This window comes from Methylobacterium sp. E-046, from assembly GCF_022829625.1.
Classification (GTDB): domain Bacteria; phylum Pseudomonadota; class Alphaproteobacteria; order Rhizobiales; family Beijerinckiaceae; genus Methylobacterium; species Methylobacterium longum.
The window spans coordinates 45056-60919 of record NZ_JAKSYP010000159.1; the positions used below are offsets into that span (position 1 = coordinate 45056).

The following is a 15864-nucleotide window of genomic DNA, read 5'->3' on the forward strand; positions in this document are numbered from 1 at the left end:
GCGATCGGGGAACGGATCGGTCAGGCGGTCGGCGGACCTCGGGGGCTGACGGCGGGGTCGGGCGGGGCGCGGGGGCCGAGCGCCGCAGTCGGCCTCCAGGCCAGCACGGTCGCCCGGCGCGGCGGCGCCGCCACCCCCTCGACCGGCGCGGACGCGACGGCGGTCAGGGGCTGCGCCGCCTGGGTCAGGATGCAGCAGGGATGCTGCTGGCAGGGGAGGCCGTCGTCGGCCGGCGCGCCGCCATGCTCCGCACAGATCACGCCCGGCGCGCCGGCCAGAGGGGCGGCGGGCGCCAGCGTGACGAGGAAGGCCTGGAGCAGCAGCGCGTAGAGCGCGGTCACGGCGATGACCGCGCGGCGTCGAGCCGGTCGGTCGTCGAGCCTGCGCATCGGATGATCTAGTCTCCGGACCCGCGGCAGGTCAACGCGACGCGCGCGCCTCGCGGGCGGACGAGCCTCACCGTTGCCGAACGGCGACGTTGCCGAACGGCGACGGCCCTGTGTCGCCCGGTCGCGCCGGGGGGGAGGCGCGCCACCGAACAAGTCGGTTCGTCCCCGGTTCACCGGAGGACATCCCGCCCATCGGAAGGATACCTGCATGCGACGGCTCAACCGGTTCTTCGGGTCCGTAGCCCTCACGACGCTCCGCCTGATCCCGGCGGCGGCCCTCGCCGAGGAGGGCGGGCCGTGCAGCGCGCGGTCGATCTGAACGCCGAGGGTGACCGGAGCTGCCGGGAGGCCGTCAAGGAAGCCCGCGATCCGCTCCCGCAGAAGGGGCGGTGACCGCCCGGCGGGCTCACAGGTGAGCGAGCCGACGTTGCCATCGCCACAGCGCCGCGGGTGCAAGCCCCCGGCGTTCCCCCGTTTTTTCCGCGACGCCGGGCCCGCGTGCGCTCCACAGGGCCGGGTCAGGGGCCCGATCGGCGTGATCGCGCAATCGAGGAGTCCACGATGCAACCGGGGGACATGAAGCCCGCTCCAGTCCGGACGAACCGCTACGGCCTGATCGCGGCGGCGCTCCTGTTCGCGGCGCTCGCGGCGTTCGCGATCTACTTCTTCCTCATCCCGTCGCGGCTGCCGCCGCAATGAGCGCGCGCGGGACGAGGGGCCCCGACGAGCCGCAGGGCCGGCGGGTGCGCAGCGCGTGTTCCGGACCCGGCGGGGGTCGCCGCCGGGCCGGGATCGCCGGCCGTTCGGGATAGGGATGGATGTCCGGGTTCGAGTCCACGATGGCGGACGAGCCGCTGGACTGCCTGGTCGTCGGCGGCGGCCCGGCGGGCCTGACCGCCGCCCTCTACCTCGCCCGGTTCGAGCGCCGGTTCCTGGTCGTGGATGCGGGGCAGTCCCGGGCGTCCCGGATCCCGAAGAGCCATAACGTCCCCGCCTTCGCGGAGGGCATCTCGGGCACGGAGATGCTGGCCCGCCAGCGGGCGCACGTCGCCCGCTACGGCGGATCCGTGGCGCACGGGACCGTCACGGCCCTGAGCAAGGAGAAGGGCGGCTTCCTCGCCAGCCTGGAGACCGGAGGCCTACCGGGCGAGGTCCGGGCCCGTCGCGTCCTGCTCGCGAGCGGCGCCGACGACGTCGAGCCCGGCTTTCCCGGCCTGCCCGACGCGGTGCGCCGCGGGCTCGTGCGCTACTGCCCGATCTGCGACGGCTACGAGGCGCGGGGCAAGCGCATCGCCGTGATCGGCCACGGCGACCGGGGGCTGGGCGAAGCGGTCTTCATCGCGCGCACCTACGCCCGGGACGTGACGCTGATGACCCTGGGCCAGGGCATGGTCCTCGACGCGGGCGAGGCCGCGCGCATCGCCCGGCATGGCATCGCGGTGGTCCACGACCCCGTCGTCGGCCTCGACGTCGAGGGGGCACGGATCACGGTGCTGCGCACGGCCGACGGGGCCGAGCACCGTTTCGCGGTGCTCTACTCGGCCCTGGGCCTGACCATCCGCTCCGACCTCGCGGTGGCGCTCGGCGCCGCCCACGACGCGACCGGCGCGCTCATCGTCGACGAGCACAACCGCACGACGGTGCCCGGCCTGTACGCGGCCGGCGGCGTCGTCCGCGGCCTCGACCAGATCGTGGTGGCCATGGGCCACGGCGCGGTGGCCGCCACCGCCATCCACAACCGCTGCGAACTCCCCACCGAAGAGGAGGTGGACGGCGGCGAAGCCAAGGCGGGCCGCGCCTGATCACCCGGCGATCCGCCCCAGCGCGGCCGAGCGGCCGAACCGGGGCCGGCCCGCGGACGCCGCTACCTTCGCTCAGGCCCGAGCGGGCCAACCACTCCGCGCGCCGGCCGCGGGAACCGGCCCGCATCGGCTCGATTACGGGCTTCGAGAGCCTTCGAACCTGAAAGCCGGGATGACGGAACACGCGCGCGATCTCGCCCTGGTCTTCGCCGGCGGCAACGCCGTCGGCGCCTACCATGCCGGTGCCTACGAGGCGCTCCACGCCCAGGGACTCCGACCCGACTGGGTCGTCGGCGCCTCCATCGGCGCCGTGACCGCCGCGATCATCGCGGGCAACGCCCCCGGCGACAGGGTCGCCCAGCTCCACCGCTTCTGGCAGGAGGCGACGCTGGGCCCCGCGCTGGATCCCACCGGGCTGCTCAAGCCGCGCCAGATCTACAACGGCCTGCACGCCCTGATGGCCCTGCTCTGGGGGCGGCCGAACATCTTCCGCCACCGCCTGCCCGGCGCGTGGTCGGCGCTGCCGTGGGTCCCGGACGACGTGGCCCTGTTCGACAACGCCCCCCTGCTCCAGACCCTGAACCGCCTCATCGACTTCGAGCGCCTGAACCGGGGCGACACGCGCCTGTCGATCGGCTGCGTCGATATCGAGACCGGCGAGGAGGTCTATTTCGACACCGCCCGCGAGACGATCCGGGCCGAGCACATCCTCGCCAGCACCGCGATCCTGCCCGCCTTCCCGCCGGTGGAGGTGGACGGGCGCGTGCTGTGCGACGCCGGATACACGAACAACCTGCCGCTCGACCCGATCTTCGCCACCGAGCCCGCGCGGGACCTGCTCTGCATCGCCTCGGACCTGTTCAGCCCGCGGGCGCCGCGCCCGGCCTCCCTCGACGCGGTGCTGGAGCGCGCGAACGACCTCATCTTCGGCAGCGCGCCGCGCCGGGCGATCGCCGCCCTGAAGCGCGAGTACGCGCTGCGGCAGCAGCTCGATCCGGCCGGTCCGGCGGTGACGCTGCTGCACCTCGTCTATCAGGCGGGCGCCGACCAGCTCGCCGCCAAGAGCTTCGACTTCTCGCCCTCGTCGATCCGCGACCGCTGGGCGGCCGGCCACCGGGACGCCGTCGCCGGCCTGGAGCGCCTGTCCGGGCAGTAGACCGACGGCCGCGACAGGTTCACCTACGTCACCGCCGATCCGGGCGAACCGTCGCACGCGGCACGGGCGGCGCGGACCGGCTGACCGCGCCCCGGGACCGGAGCGGCGGCCCGGGCGCGATGCTCGCCCGGGGCGATGGGCGAGCCCGACAGCCCGCATGGAGGCGGGGCGCGCTGGTTCGTCGGAGCCCTCGATGCCCACCGCGTCGCGTGCCTGACGGTTTGGCGCCGGCGCCCGGCGGCACTGGGGAACGGCGCTTGACGCTGGGATGCGGGCCGTGCCCTCCTGGCTCCAACGATAATCAATCCGGGAGTGAGAACCGCCATGGCGTTGATCCGGTGCTGCCTGCTCTCGGCGGCGATCAGCCTCACCGCCCTGGCTTGGCCGGCATCCGCCCAGCCGATCCGCGTCAAGGTCGGCGTCCTCAACGACATGTCGGGCGTCTACGCCGATACCGGCGGCAAGGGTTCACTGGTCGCCGCGCAGATGGCGGTCGAGGACTTCGCCAAGACGAACGGGGCCGTGCAGGTCGAGGTCGTCTCGGCCGACCACCAGAACAAGCCCGATATCGGCGCCGCCGTTGCCCGCCAATGGTACGACCGCGACGGCGTCGACGCGATCCTCGACGTACCGACCTCCTCGGTGGCGCTGGCGGTGAGCCAGATCACGCGCGAGAAGAACAAGGTCTTCATCGATTCCGGTGCCGGGACCACGGAGCTGACCGGCAAGCAATGCTCGCCGAACACGATCCAATGGACCTACGACACCTACGCCCTGGCGCACGGGACGGCCGGCGCCCTGCTCAAGCGCGGGGGCGACACGTGGTACTTCCTCACCGCCGACTACGCGTTCGGCCTCTCCCTCCAGGAACAGGCCACGGACGTGATCGGGACGGGCGGCGGGCGGGTGCTGGGCGCCGCCCGCGTCCCGTTCCCCGCCACCGACGTCTCCTCGTTCCTCCTGCAGGCGCAGGCCTCGGGGGCGAAGGTGGTGGGGCTGGCCAATGCCGGCGGCGACACGATCAATGCGGTCAAGCAGGCGCATGAGTTCGGGCTGACCGAGGGCGGCCAGAAGCTCGCCGCGCTGCTGATCTACGCCATCGACGTGCACGCTCTCGGCCTCCAGACCGCGCAGGGGCTGGTGCTCACGGAATCGTTCTACTGGGACCTCAATCCGGAGACCCGGGCGTTCTCCGAGCGGTTCGCCAAGCGCCACGGCAACAACATGCCGACGATGAACCAGGCGGGCGTCTATTCCGGCCTCCTGCACTACCTGAAGGCTGTGGCGGCGACGAAATCGACCGACCCGCAGGCGACGATGGCCTGGATGAAGGCCAACCCGACGGACGACCCGCTGTTCGGCAAGGGTACGATCCGGGCGGACGGGCGCAAGGTGCACCCGATGTACCTGTTCGAGGTGAAGGCGCCGTCCGAGTCGAAGGGCGCGTGGGACCTCTACAAGCTCCTCGACACCATCCCGGCCGATCAGGCCTTCCGGCCCCTGGCGGAGGGCGGCTGCCCGCTCGTCGGCAAGCCGTAGAAACCGCTGAGATAGACCGACATGCTGCGGGACATCGAGGGACAGGTCGCCTGGGTGACGGGCGCCGGGTCCGGCATCGGACGAGCGGCCGCAGTGTCGCTGGCGAAGGCCGGGGTTCGCCTCGCGCTCACGGGGCGCGGCCGGGAGGCCCTGGAGGGCACCGCGGAAGCGATCCGCGCGGCGGGCGGGGAGGCGCTGGTCGCCCCCGCCGACATGGGCGTCGCCGACGACGTGCAGAGGGCCTGGGAGGCGGTCCAGGCCGCCTACCGCCGCTGCGACCTGCTGGTGAATTCGGCCGGCCTCAACGTGCCCCAGCGAAGCTGGAGCGAGATCGGGCCGGCCGGCATCGACGCCGTGGTCGGCGTGAACCTCAACGGTCCCTTCTACGCGTCGCGGGCCGTGCTGCCGACGATGCGCGCCCAGCGGAGCGGCCTGATCATCCAGGTCTCGTCCTGGGCCGGCCGCTACGTGTCCACCCTGACGGGACCAGCCTACTCGGCAGCCAAGCACGGGCTGGTGGCGCTCTCGGAGAGCCTCAACCAGGAGGAATGCCGACACGGGATCCGGTCCTGCTGCATCTGTCCCGGCGAGGTCGCGACACCGCTGCTCGACAAGCGGCCGGTTCCCGTGACGGCGGAGGACAAAGGGCGGATGCTGCAATCGGAGGATCTCGCCGAGACGATCCTGTTCGTGGCGCGGATGCCGGCGAGCGTGTGCGTCAACGAGATCCTCATCAGCCCGACCTGGAACCGCGGCTACCTCGAGGGCGTGAAGCTCTGACGCGTCGCGGGACGAGCCCGCGTCCGCCGCCTGCCTCGAGGTGGGCGGCCACGACCGGGGGCAAGCCGCTGTCGCTCCGCGCCCATGAGAGCGCCCATGAGGGCGCGCGCGAGGGCGCCCATGAGGGCATCCAGCCTTCGCTCCGACCCGCCCGGTGCCCGCCACCGCGGCGATCGACCGAGCCCCCGGACCGCCGCCTCGCCGATGTCGTGCAGGCCAGGGCCTCGCCGGAACCCTCGGGAATCCGGCCACACCGACAGGACAGGTCCGCGCCGGAAGTTCTTCACATGATGACGCGCAAATGAAGTCCTGTCCGTCTTCGGCAAGATTTCAGATTGTCTTGGCAATTATTTCGCGCTCGAACTTGCACAAATCTCTGCGCGAGACGGCAGAACGGCGTGCGGAGCGCGCAGGGATCGCGGCATGCCGCATTCCCGAGGCGGCAGACCAGCACCCGTCGGCGGCTTTGGGTCCATCCGGGCGGTTCAGACGCTCTCGACCACGTTCGGGACGTGGACATCGGACGGATCGATGGATTGCGCATCGACGCAGAGGGTCAGATCTGCTTCAAGGCGGCAACAGAATATGGGAGGGCTCATGTCAGGTCTGCCGAAACGCCTCGCCGGGCTCGCCCTCGGCGCATCCGCCTTCCTGAGCCTCGCCGTCCCTGCGCGCGCCGACGATTTCATCGCCATCCTCACGGGTGGAACCTCAGGCGTGTACTACCCGATGGGTGTCGCGCTCTCGAAGATCTTCACCGAGAAGCTTCCGGGGACCCGCCCGTCCGTTCAGGCCACCAAGGCCTCCGTCGAGAACCTCAACCTGGTCCAGGCCGGCAAGGGCGAACTCGCGTTCACGCTCGGCGACAGCTTGGCCGCCGGATGGAAGGGCGATGAGGAAGCGGGCTTCCGGCGCAAGCTCGACAAGCTGCGCGGGGTCACCGCGATCTACCCGAACTACGTCCAGATCGTCGCCTCCAAGGAGTCCGGCATCCGGACGTTGGCGGACCTGAAGGGCAAGCGCCTCTCCGTCGGCGCCCCCAAGTCGGGCACGGAGCTGAATGCGCGCGCGATCCTGGAGGCCGCCGGGCTGAGCTACAAGGATCTCGGCAAGGTCGAGTACCTGCCGTTCGGTGAATCCGTCGAACTCATGAAGAACCGTCAGCTCGACGCGACGCTGCAATCGGCCGGTCTCGGCGTCTCCTCCATTCGCGATCTGGCGAATGCGACACCCATCACGGTTGTCGCCATACCGGCGGCGGTGGTCGACAAGGCGGGCGCACCCTTCGTCAAGCAATTGATCCCGGCGAATACCTACGAGGGACAGGCCGAGGCCGTGGAAACGGGGGCGGTTGTCAACTACCTCGTGACCCGCGCCGACCTCTCGGACGACCTCGTCTACAGGATGACGAAGGCGGTGTATGAGAGCCTGCCCGAGTTGCAGGCCGCGCACTCGGCCGCGAAGGGGATTGACGTCAACAGGGCTGCGGAAGGTATGCCGCTGCCGCTCCATCCAGGCGCCGCCCGCTACCTCAAGGAGAAGGGCGTATCCGTCCCCTGATACGTGCGGAGCAGACCGTGCGATCACGATGCGTCGGGGGCGAACCTGGGGAATGGGTTGGCCCGCTTTCGGAAGGCAGCCCATGAACGAGCGGGTCGACCAAGCTGAGCTGCAGAATCCCGAGCACGGGCTGCCGGAGAATTTCGGGGCCGGCTGGCCGGGGCGCCTCCTGTTCTGGCTTGCTGTGGCTTTCTCGACCTTCCAGATCGTGACCGCCTTCGGCGTTCCGCTCGACCGCACGATCGCGTTCGGCGTCACACCCCTTGCCCTCGCCTGGGCGGCCCTGGCGGCCGGCGCGCTCTTCGTCGGCTGGGCCGCCGCGCGGCGGCGACCGGTGCTGGACGGGCTGTTCGCCGTCGTGACGCTGGCGATCACCGTCGGCCTCGTCACCAAGTTCCCCGGCGGGCTGCCGAGCCAAGCGGTCCGCACGCTCCACGTCGGCTTCCTGTGCCTGGTCGGCGGCGGCCTCCTGGCGAACCACCGGTCGCGCACGCGGGCGACGCGGAGTCTGGGCTGGGCGCTCGCCGTCGCCGGCTTCCTGATCGGGGCCTACCAGTGGGCCTTCTACGACGACCTCGTGGCGCGCGCGGGCGAACTCACGGATGCCGACCTCTATGTCGGGCTCGCCCTGATCGCGCTGCTGTTCTACCTCGTCGCCCGCATCATGGGGCCGGCGCTCGTCATCGTGGCCGGCACGTTCCTCGCCTATTGCCTGCTCGGCCAGTACCTGCCGGCGCCGCTCAACCATCGCGGCTACGGCCTCGAGCAGGTGGTCGAGCACATGGCCTTCGGGACGGAGGGCATCTACGGCACGCCCGTCTACGTGTCGTCGACCTACATCTTCCTGTTCGTTCTCTTCGGCGCCTTCCTCGAGCGCGCCGGCATGATCGCGCTGTTCACCGACATCGCCATGAGCCTGTTCGGCTCGGCAAGGGGCGGTCCCGCCAAGGTCGCGGTGTTCTCCTCCGCGCTCATGGGCACGATCTCGGGGTCCGGCGTCGCCAACGTCGTGGCGGTCGGCCAGTTCACCATCCCGCTGATGAAACGCTTCGGCTACAAGCCCGCCTTCGGGCGGCGTCGAGGCGACCGCCTCCATGGGCGGGCAGATCATGCCGCCCGTGATGGGCGCGGTGGCCTTCATCATGGCCGAGACGATAGACGTGCCCTACGTCGAGATCGTCAAGGCGGCGATCATCCCGGCCCTTCTCTACTACCTCTCCGCCTTCCTGGCCGTGCATTTCGAGGCCGGCCGGCGCGGCCTCGTGGGGCTGCCGCGCGGCGAGCTGCCGAGCGCCAAGGCGGCGTTGCGCGAGCGCTGGTTCCTCATCCTGCCGCTCGCCGTCCTCGTCTACCTGCTCTTCGCGGGCTACACGCCGCTCTTCGCGGGCTCGGTCGGGCTCGCGCTCACGGTGACCCTGATCCTGGGCGGCACCATCGCCCTCGGCTTCGGCCGCGAGGCTGTCCGCTCGATCTTCTACGTCACGCTCGGCCTGATCGCCGCCGGGGCACTCTGGGTCGGCGTCATGCTCGTCCTGGCGCTCGTCCTGGTCATGGTGGCCGCCAGCCTGCTCACCCGCGGCGGGCGCGACACCCTCGTCGCCTGTCGCAACGCCCTCGCCGACGGCGCCCGGCAAGCCCTTCCGGTCGGTCTGGCCTGCGCGGTCGTCGGCCTCGTCATCGGCACGATGACGCTGACCGGCGTCGGGACGATCTTCGGCAACTACGTCGTGTCGGTCGGCCAGAACTCGCTCGTCGCCTCCCTCGTCCTGACGATGGTGGTGAGCCTGATCCTCGGCATGGGCATCCCGACGATCCCCAATTACATCATCACCTCATCGCTCGCGGCGCCCTCGCTCCTGACGCTGGGCGTGCCGCTGATCGTCAGCCACATGTTCGTGTTCTACTTCGGCATCATGGCGGACCTGACGCCACCCGTCGCGCTCGCCTGCTTCGCGGCGGCGCCGATCGCGCGCGAGAGCGGCTTCAAGATCAGCCTGGAGGCGATCCGGATCGCGCTGCCCGGCTTCGTGGTCCCCTACATGGCCGTCTACGATCCGGCGCTGATGGCGCAGAACACCACCGGGATCGGGGGCCCCGCCTTCGCGGCCGCCGTCGCCTACATGTGCGTGAAGGCCGCCGCCGCGGTGTTCCTGTGGGGCGCGGCCACGAGCGGCTTCCTGCGCGGACCGATGCGCCTGTGGGAGCGGGCGGCGGCCTTCCTCGGCGCCCTTCTCCTCGTGGTCGCGCTGCCGCTGACCGACCAGGCCGGATTCCTGCTCGGGGCTGCCGCCGTCGGCGCGCACGTCTGGCGGTTGCGCCGGGTCGCGACGCGCCCGGCATGATCTGCCTCCTCGCCGCGAGCGTGGTGGTCCCGCTGAGCGTGCCGGCCATCACGCTGCGCTGGTCCCACTCGGTCGAGAAGATCGTCTGGGAGGAGGACTGGGCGGACACCCCGGCCGGGCTGACGATCACCGCGAGCCGCGTCAGGGGTTCGGGCGCCGGCATGGAGCCTGCTCTCGATGCACATTGGGTGAACGGCGCCTGGACCTGGGTCCCGCGCCTGGCTCCCCTCAGGGAGGTCGTGCTGCGGCGCTCGGGCGCGACGGCGGACTGGTCCGTGTGCCTGCAGGGCGCCTGCCAGCCGATGAGCGTCTTCGTCGGGCCGGAGGCCGATCCGGTGACGCTGACCTCCTGCGCGGGCGCCCCGCGCGGCGACGCCGCCGAGCATCGCTGATCGGAAGCCCGGTCTTCGCATTGGGGTCCGGCGGCCTCGCCGGACGTCTCACGATCGCGGACCGGAAGAGCGCGTGTCGCACCGCGCGCGGACGGCCCGCACGCGGACAGCCCGCACGAACTCTCCGGCCCGCGCTACCGGCCCGTCAGCCTGCTCGTCGGCGCCCGGGATCCCGAACGGACGACGGGAAGGACACGCCTGACGTATCCTTCCCGGCCTCCCGAGCCGTCACCCGGCCATCGCGGGCCGGGGATCTTCGATCACATGCGGTGACCGCGGTGGTGTCCCATCATGTGACCGCGATGGTGGCGCATCATGTGATGTCCGCGGTGATGACGCATCATGTGACCGCGCATGTGGTGGTGGCGCATCATGCGGCCATGGCCACGATGACCGTGCATGCCGTCCATCCGGACCTCGGTGACCGCGACGGGGGCATCGACCGCGCCGATCATGCCGGGAGCGGCGGATGCCGGAGCGACGGAAGCGACACCCAGGGTTGCCAGGATGGCGGCGGCGAACAGAGACTTCTTCATGGGCGTCCTCACTTCGTTGTTGCCGGCCGGAGGTCGGAGTTGACAGCGACCGGAGTCGAGGAACGGCGCAGCTTCCGCACCGTTCCAAGTGGTACGTTGTTCTCCCCGTCACGCCATCGGAGAAGCGCCCGCGGAAACGGCCCCGGGTCGCCCGCGAAGGGCGCAGGCCGGGCCGCCCACGCGGTGACCGCGGCCGAACGGTCTCAGCGCGGGCGTGCCCGTGGCGCTCGATCGCCCTGAGCTCGCCCGAGGCTCCGGGCCTTGGCTGCGCGCGTGTCGGTTGCCGGGGCGGCCGAACGATGCGATAGCGCCCCCGGGTGCGCGGTCCGGTCGGTCGGATCGGCAGGTCTCTGCGCTGGTCGGGCCGCCAGCGGCATGGAGTCCGTGCGCGTGCCCTCCCGCCCCCCTCGTCCCCTGTCGTCCCTGCGCGCCCTGCTCACGAGCGGCGCCGGCGGCGGCCTCGTCCTGATGGCCAGCGCTGCGTTGGCGCTCGCCGTCGCCAACTCGCCGCTCGCCGACACCTATTTCGCCGCGCTTCAGGCCCATGTCGGCCCGCTCTCGGTCCTGCACTGGATCAACGACGGCCTGATGGCCGTGTTCTTCCTGCTCGTCGGCCTGGAGATCAAGCGCGAGCTGCTCGACGGGCGCCTGCGCACCTGGCCCGACCGCATCCTGCCGGGCGTGGCCGCGCTGGGCGGCATGATCCTGCCGGCCCTCGTCTACGCCGCCGTCAACCGCCACTCGCCCGAGACCCTGCGGGGCTGGGCCATCCCGGCCGCCACCGACATCGCCTTCGCGCTGGGCGTGCTGGCGCTCCTCGGCTCGCGCGTGCCGGTGTCGCTGAAGGTGTTCCTGACGGCGCTCGCCATCATCGACGACCTCGGCGCGGTGATCATCATCGCCGTGTTCTACACCGCAGACCTGTCGCTGCCGATGCTCGGCGGCGCGGCCGTGACCCTGGCGGCGCTGTACGGGCTCAACAAGGCCGGCGTCAGCCGCCTGTGGCCCTACCTCGCCCTCGGGGCGGTGCTCTGGGTGTTCACGCTCTTGTCGGGCGTGCACGCCACCATCGCGGGCGTCCTGCTCGCCCTGGCGGTGCCGCTCCGGCTGAGCGTCGGCAGGCCGGACGATCCGACCTCACCGCTGCACATCCTCGAACATGCCGTGAGCCCCTGGACGGCGTTCCTGATCCTGCCGGTGTTCGGCTTCGCCAATGCCGGCGTGTCCTTCGCCGGGTTCAGGCCGGCGATCCTGCTCGATCCGGTGACGCTGGGCGTGGGGCTCGGCCTGTTCCTCGGCAAGCAGCTCGGCGTGTTCGGCTTCGTGCTCGCGACCGTGCGCCTCGGCTGGGCGCAGCGGCCGAGCGGTGCGACGTGGGCGCAGGTCTACGGCGTCGCCATCCTGTGCGGGGTCGGCTTCACGATGAGCCTGTTCATCGGCCTGCTGGCCTTCGCCCACCGGCCGGATCTGGAGGCCGAGACCAAGGTCGGCGTGCTCTTCGGCTCGCTCGCCTGCATGGCCGCCGGGGCGCTGGTGCTGCGGCTCGCTCCGCAGAGTCCGGCCCACCGCTGAGCCGAGGCCGGCCGTCGCCGCGCCCCGGGGCACGGCCGCCTCCACCGTCGCCCCCCAACCAGGTGAAGCCCTCTGCGCCGTCAAGTTCCCAGGCGTCGTCCCGGCGCCCTCGAAGGTCGCTTGTCCGATCTCGTCCTCGCCCTTACCGGCGTCCTGCTGCTCGCAGCGATGATCCTGCTGCTGCTGTCGTGGTTGACGGGCGATGCCGAGGGTACCGTGGGCGGGCCCGTGCTGACGCAGGGCTCCTGAGCTCCGCCCCGAATGGACTGACGACCGATGACGACGCTGACAGCGACGCTGCGCGAGTTCTACGAGGGGGACACGCCGCGCGCCCACCGCTTCCGCTACGCCCTGCTCGTGTTCGACGTGGCGACGGTCGCCTTCGTGATCGTCACCTCGTTCCTGCCGCTGATGGCCTGGATCGTCGCCTGCGACCTGGCGCTTGGCCTGTGCGTCCTCCTCGACTTCGCCGCCCGCCTCAGCATCAGTCGCGCGCCGCTGCGCGAGTTCCGGCACCTGAGCACCTGGACGGACCTCGTGGCCGTCGCCTCGTTCCTCGCCCCCGTGCTCGTCGAGGGCGTCGGGTTCCTGCGGATCCTGCGCACGCTGCGCCTCCTGCGCACCTACCATCTGCTGGAGCGGCTGCGGCAGGACAGCGAGCTGTTCCGCCGCAACGAGGACGCGATCCTGGCCGCGACCAACCTCGTGGTGTTCGTGTTCACGATGACCGGCATCGTCTACGCCACGCAGCACGGCTCCAACCCGGCGATCCAGACGCCGGTCGACGCCCTGTACTTCACGGTCACGTCGCTGACGACGACCGGCTACGGCGACATCACGCTGCCGGGGCCGACGGGCCGCCTGCTGTCGGTGTTCGTGATGATCTGCGGGGTGACGCTGTTCTTCCGCCTCGCGCAGGTGGTGTTCCGCCCCTACAAGGTGCGCTTCCCCTGCGACGCCTGCGGGCTGCAGCGCCACGAGCCGGACGCGGTGCACTGCAAGGCGTGCGGCAACCTCCTGAACATCCCCGACGAGGGCGCGTACTGACGGCCGACGCGTCAGGCGGCGGCGACCCGGGCGGTCGCGCGGAAATGGCGGTGGCGGTCTTCCAGGTCGCCGAGGTCGGACGGATCCGCCACGTCGCGCCGGGCGGCGGCGATGACGAGATCCGCATGCCGGGCGAGTTCGGCCGTTCGATCCGTCCGGGTCTCGACCTCCGCGACGCGGGCGAGCACGTCGAGCATCCGGCCGAGCACGTGGACCGAGCCGGCGGCGTTCTGGCGGATCATGTGGAACATGGCATCGCACAGCCCGTCGTAGTCCGTCACGGGATGGACCAGCACGGGGTGGCCCGCGCGCAGCACCACGCCGGTCTGCAGATGGCGTGGAGCGATCCGGCACAGGGCATCGCCGAGATGGTCGACGACGCTGCCGGCCGTGAACGGGTCGTTGATGCCGGGCGAGAGAGCCCGGACCGCGATCTCGACCAGTTGGCGAATCGAGAATTCCGGATCCTGAAGCGCGGCGGGGCGATACCCCAGCGTCACCGCCCCCAGGATGGCGGCCTCGGCGCCCTCGGTCTGCGGGGATAGGAACGCGATGGGAAAGCCGCTCGGCACGTAGTCGCCGGGCCGGACCCGCAGGGTGACCCTGGCCCGGTTCTCGTGGGCCCAGTCGGCCAGCACGCCGGTGTCCATGGCCTGCACGTAGCCGCCGCCGGTCGCAGCGACGGCGCGTCCGGTCGGAGCCGGATCGGTTTGGGCGACCCCCGGCTCGTCGCGCGTATGGGCCGCGATGGCCTCGCACAGGTCGCGCTGGACGGCATCGACCACGGTCTCGATGTTGATGCTCGTGGCGATGTGGTGGACGAACCAGACCAGGGTGCCGACCGCCACCAGCGCCAGGACCAGGGCTCCGGTGATGGCGAGGTGCGGGACGAACGGGTCCTCGTCCACCGTCCGCACCGTCCGCAGGACCATCAGGGCATACGCGAAGGTCCCGAGAAAGATGCCCAGCACCGTCTGGTTGCGGGCGTCGCGGATGAAGTTGCGCAGGAGCCGCGGGCCCATCTGGCCGGATGCCAGGGTGAGCGCCGCGATGGTGATCGAGAAGGTCGTGCCGGCAACGCCGATGTTGGAGGATGCGACGGCGCTGAGGAGCGCCCGCGCCCCCTCGGCGCCGCCGGAATAACCCCAGTTCGTGTCGGGCGAGGACGCGTCGTAGCCGGCGACGTGGGCCGTCTCCAGCCAGACCCCGAACTGGGCCAGCAGGATGCAGCCGAGGACGACCAGGGCCGGGCGGAGCCAGAACAGGTCGCCGAGGATCTCAAGCCAAGCTTTGACGCGCGCGCTCATCGTTGCGGCCTGACAGCTCCCGAGGGCGGGGACAACCGGCACGAAGGGTCGTTCCGATCGTTGGGGAACGGATGCGGCCGCCCATCCGGCCCGTTTCGGCGTGGTCCGGGTGGCCGCGAGCGGGAAGGATTCCGTTTGATCTCGATCTTCGACCTCGCCGCGCTGCTGCTGACCCTCTCGGCCCTGTTCGGCTGGTTGAACCGCCGCTTCCTGCGCATGCCGCACAGCATCGGCCTGCTCGTGATGGGGCTCCTCGCCTCGCTCGCGCTGGTGCTCGCCGACGTCGCCTTCCCGCAGCAGCACCTCTACGAGGACCTCACCCGCGTCCTCGATCAGGTCGATTTCACCGGCGTGGTGATGAACGGCATGCTGGCCTTCCTGCTGTTCGCCGGGGCCCTGAACCTCGACCTCGGCGCTCTGCGCGCGCGGGCCTTCGCGGTCGCCACCCTCGCGCTGCTGGGGACTCTCGTGTCGACCGCCGTGGTCGGTGCGGCGTTCTGGGCGGCCGCGCAGGCGCTCGGCAGCCCGGTGCCGCTGGCCTGGGCGCTGGTGTTCGGCGCGCTGATCAGCCCGACCGACCCGGTCGCGGTACTGGCCACCCTGAAGAACGTGGAGGTCCCGGAGGCTCTCGAGATCGAGATGCAGGGGGAGGCGCTGTTCAACGACGGCGTCGGCATCGTGCTGTTCACAGTCCTGCTCGCCTACGCGGCGGGATCGGGCGGCGGGACGACGAGCGTCGGCGGTGTGGCGACGCTTCTCCTTCACGAGGCCGGGGGCGGCGTGGCTCTCGGCATCGTCACCGGCTACATCGCCTACCTGGCGATGAAGGCGATCGACGACTTCCCCGTGGAGGTGCTGATCACCCTGGCCCTCGTCACCGGGACCTACGCGCTCGCCCAGAAGCTCGGAACGAGCGGCCCCCTGGCCGTGGTGGCGGCGGGTCTGCTCATCGGCGAGCGCGCGCCGCGCTACGCGATGAGCGACACCACCCGGAGATACGTCTCGGCGCTCTGGACGCTCGTCGACGAGGTTCTGAACTCGGTCCTGTTCCTCCTGATCGGCCTGGAGGTGCTCGTCCTGCGCTTCCAGGTCTCCGGCTTGGCGCTGGCCGCCTGCGCCGTCCCGATCGTGCTCGTCGCGCGCCTCGTCGCGGTCTCGACGCCGGTGCTGCTGTTTCGCTGGGGCGGCAACCTCTCGCTCGGCAACGTGCCGTTCCTGACCTGGGCGGGCGTGCGCGGCGGCATCTCGGTGGCGCTGGCCCTCTCGATGCCGGAGAGCGAGGCCAAGCCCGCAATCCTGGCGGCGACCTATGCGGTGGTGCTGTTCACCATCATCGTGCAGGGCTCGACCCTCGGCCTCGTGGCGCGGTGGACCCTTCGCGCGCGCTAGGCGGTGCCCCCGCCTTCCGGGCCGGCTCCGGTCACCGAACAGGTCGGAGCCGC

Annotated in this window: 14 protein-coding genes and 1 pseudogene; 12 read left to right on the forward strand and 3 right to left on the reverse strand. The window is 71.3% G+C overall.

The window, feature by feature from the left end:
- Positions 1–20: 20 nt before the first annotated feature.
- Positions 21–389: a hypothetical protein gene (locus MKK82_RS13565; protein ID WP_238290439.1), complete on the reverse strand. Its 369-nt coding sequence runs from the start codon at positions 387–389 to the stop codon at positions 21–23.
- Between the two features lie 561 nt (positions 390–950).
- Between MKK82_RS13565 and MKK82_RS13570 the strand changes: the two genes are divergently transcribed.
- From MKK82_RS13570 to MKK82_RS13605, 8 genes and pseudogenes are all read left to right on the forward strand, one after another.
- Entirely contained in the window at positions 951–1088 is a 138-nt protein-coding gene (locus MKK82_RS13570) for a hypothetical protein (protein ID WP_243986048.1), read from the forward strand.
- A 119-nt stretch (positions 1089–1207) separates the two neighbouring features.
- On the forward strand, positions 1208–2191 hold the full coding sequence (locus tag MKK82_RS13575) for an NAD(P)/FAD-dependent oxidoreductase (protein ID WP_238290437.1): 984 nt from the start codon (positions 1208–1210) through the stop codon (positions 2189–2191).
- A gap of 172 nt (positions 2192–2363) precedes the next feature.
- Entirely contained in the window at positions 2364–3347 is a 984-nt protein-coding gene (locus MKK82_RS13580) for a patatin-like phospholipase family protein (RefSeq protein ID WP_243986049.1), read from the forward strand.
- Between the two features lie 324 nt (positions 3348–3671).
- The gene (locus MKK82_RS13585) at positions 3672–4886 is read left to right on the forward strand and encodes an ABC transporter substrate-binding protein (protein ID WP_238290435.1); all 1215 of its coding nucleotides are present in this window, start codon (positions 3672–3674) and stop codon (positions 4884–4886) included.
- A 21-nt stretch (positions 4887–4907) separates the two neighbouring features.
- The gene (locus MKK82_RS13590; protein WP_238290434.1) at positions 4908–5666 is read left to right on the forward strand and encodes an SDR family oxidoreductase; all 759 of its coding nucleotides are present in this window, start codon (positions 4908–4910) and stop codon (positions 5664–5666) included.
- A 597-nt stretch (positions 5667–6263) separates the two neighbouring features.
- A complete protein-coding gene (locus tag MKK82_RS13595; RefSeq protein WP_238290433.1) occupies positions 6264–7226 on the forward strand; it encodes a TAXI family TRAP transporter solute-binding subunit in 963 nt (320 codons plus the stop codon).
- Between the two features lie 82 nt (positions 7227–7308).
- A pseudogene (locus MKK82_RS13600) lies at positions 7309–9568 on the forward strand (TRAP transporter permease).
- A complete protein-coding gene (locus tag MKK82_RS13605) occupies positions 9565–9960 on the forward strand; it encodes a DUF1850 domain-containing protein (protein ID WP_238290430.1) in 396 nt (131 codons plus the stop codon). The pseudogene MKK82_RS13600 and the gene MKK82_RS13605 overlap by 4 nt, the downstream one beginning before the upstream one ends.
- A 260-nt stretch (positions 9961–10220) precedes the next feature.
- Here the strand turns inward: MKK82_RS13605 and MKK82_RS13610 are convergent, their stop codons facing one another.
- Positions 10221–10496, reverse strand: coding sequence for a hypothetical protein (locus tag MKK82_RS13610; RefSeq protein ID WP_238290429.1), 276 nt, complete (start codon positions 10494–10496; stop codon positions 10221–10223).
- Positions 10497–10871: 375 nt separating this feature from the next.
- Here MKK82_RS13610 and nhaA point away from each other — a divergent pair, with 375 nt between their 5' ends.
- The 3 genes from nhaA (at position 10872) to MKK82_RS13620 (ending at position 13115) form a co-directional block, all read left to right on the forward strand.
- Positions 10872–12068, forward strand: a complete 1197-nt coding sequence (gene nhaA / locus MKK82_RS13615) for a Na+/H+ antiporter NhaA (protein WP_243986050.1) — start codon at positions 10872–10874, stop codon at positions 12066–12068.
- Positions 12069–12188: 120 nt separating this feature from the next.
- Positions 12189–12317, forward strand: coding sequence for a hypothetical protein (locus MKK82_RS33925; protein WP_279602988.1), 129 nt, complete (start codon positions 12189–12191; stop codon positions 12315–12317).
- Between the two features lie 27 nt (positions 12318–12344).
- Positions 12345–13115 carry a potassium channel family protein gene (locus MKK82_RS13620; protein WP_238290427.1) on the forward strand — a complete coding sequence of 257 codons (771 nt, stop codon included), beginning with the start codon at positions 12345–12347 and terminating at the stop codon, positions 13113–13115.
- A gap of 11 nt (positions 13116–13126) precedes the next feature.
- Here the strand turns inward: MKK82_RS13620 and MKK82_RS13625 are convergent, their stop codons facing one another.
- Positions 13127–14422 (reverse strand): DUF2254 domain-containing protein, encoded by a 1296-nt coding sequence (locus tag MKK82_RS13625; RefSeq protein ID WP_238290426.1) that lies wholly within the window; start codon positions 14420–14422, stop codon positions 13127–13129.
- Between the two features lie 135 nt (positions 14423–14557).
- On the opposite strand from MKK82_RS13625, the gene MKK82_RS13630 reads away from it, so the two are divergent.
- Entirely contained in the window at positions 14558–15811 is a 1254-nt protein-coding gene (locus tag MKK82_RS13630) for a cation:proton antiporter (RefSeq protein ID WP_243986051.1), read from the forward strand.
- Positions 15812–15864 lie beyond the last annotated feature (53 nt).

Coding starts and splice junctions, on each gene's coding strand:
- MKK82_RS13565 (WP_238290439.1), bottom strand. CDS start 389: ATGCGCAGGCTCGACGACCGACCGGCTCGACGCCGCGCGGTCATCGCC.
- MKK82_RS13570 (WP_243986048.1), top strand. CDS start 951: ATGCAACCGGGGGACATGAAGCCCGCTCCAGTCCGGACGAACCGCTAC.
- MKK82_RS13575 (WP_238290437.1), top strand. CDS start 1,208: ATGTCCGGGTTCGAGTCCACGATGGCGGACGAGCCGCTGGACTGCCTG.
- MKK82_RS13580 (WP_243986049.1), top strand. CDS start 2,364: ATGACGGAACACGCGCGCGATCTCGCCCTGGTCTTCGCCGGCGGCAAC.
- MKK82_RS13585 (WP_238290435.1), top strand. CDS start 3,672: ATGGCGTTGATCCGGTGCTGCCTGCTCTCGGCGGCGATCAGCCTCACC.
- MKK82_RS13590 (WP_238290434.1), top strand. CDS start 4,908: ATGCTGCGGGACATCGAGGGACAGGTCGCCTGGGTGACGGGCGCCGGG.
- MKK82_RS13595 (WP_238290433.1), top strand. CDS start 6,264: ATGTCAGGTCTGCCGAAACGCCTCGCCGGGCTCGCCCTCGGCGCATCC.
- MKK82_RS13605 (WP_238290430.1), top strand. CDS start 9,565: ATGATCTGCCTCCTCGCCGCGAGCGTGGTGGTCCCGCTGAGCGTGCCG.
- MKK82_RS13610 (WP_238290429.1), bottom strand. CDS start 10,496: ATGAAGAAGTCTCTGTTCGCCGCCGCCATCCTGGCAACCCTGGGTGTC.
- nhaA (WP_243986050.1), top strand. CDS start 10,872: ATGGAGTCCGTGCGCGTGCCCTCCCGCCCCCCTCGTCCCCTGTCGTCC.
- MKK82_RS13620 (WP_238290427.1), top strand. CDS start 12,345: ATGACGACGCTGACAGCGACGCTGCGCGAGTTCTACGAGGGGGACACG.
- MKK82_RS13625 (WP_238290426.1), bottom strand. CDS start 14,422: ATGAGCGCGCGCGTCAAAGCTTGGCTTGAGATCCTCGGCGACCTGTTC.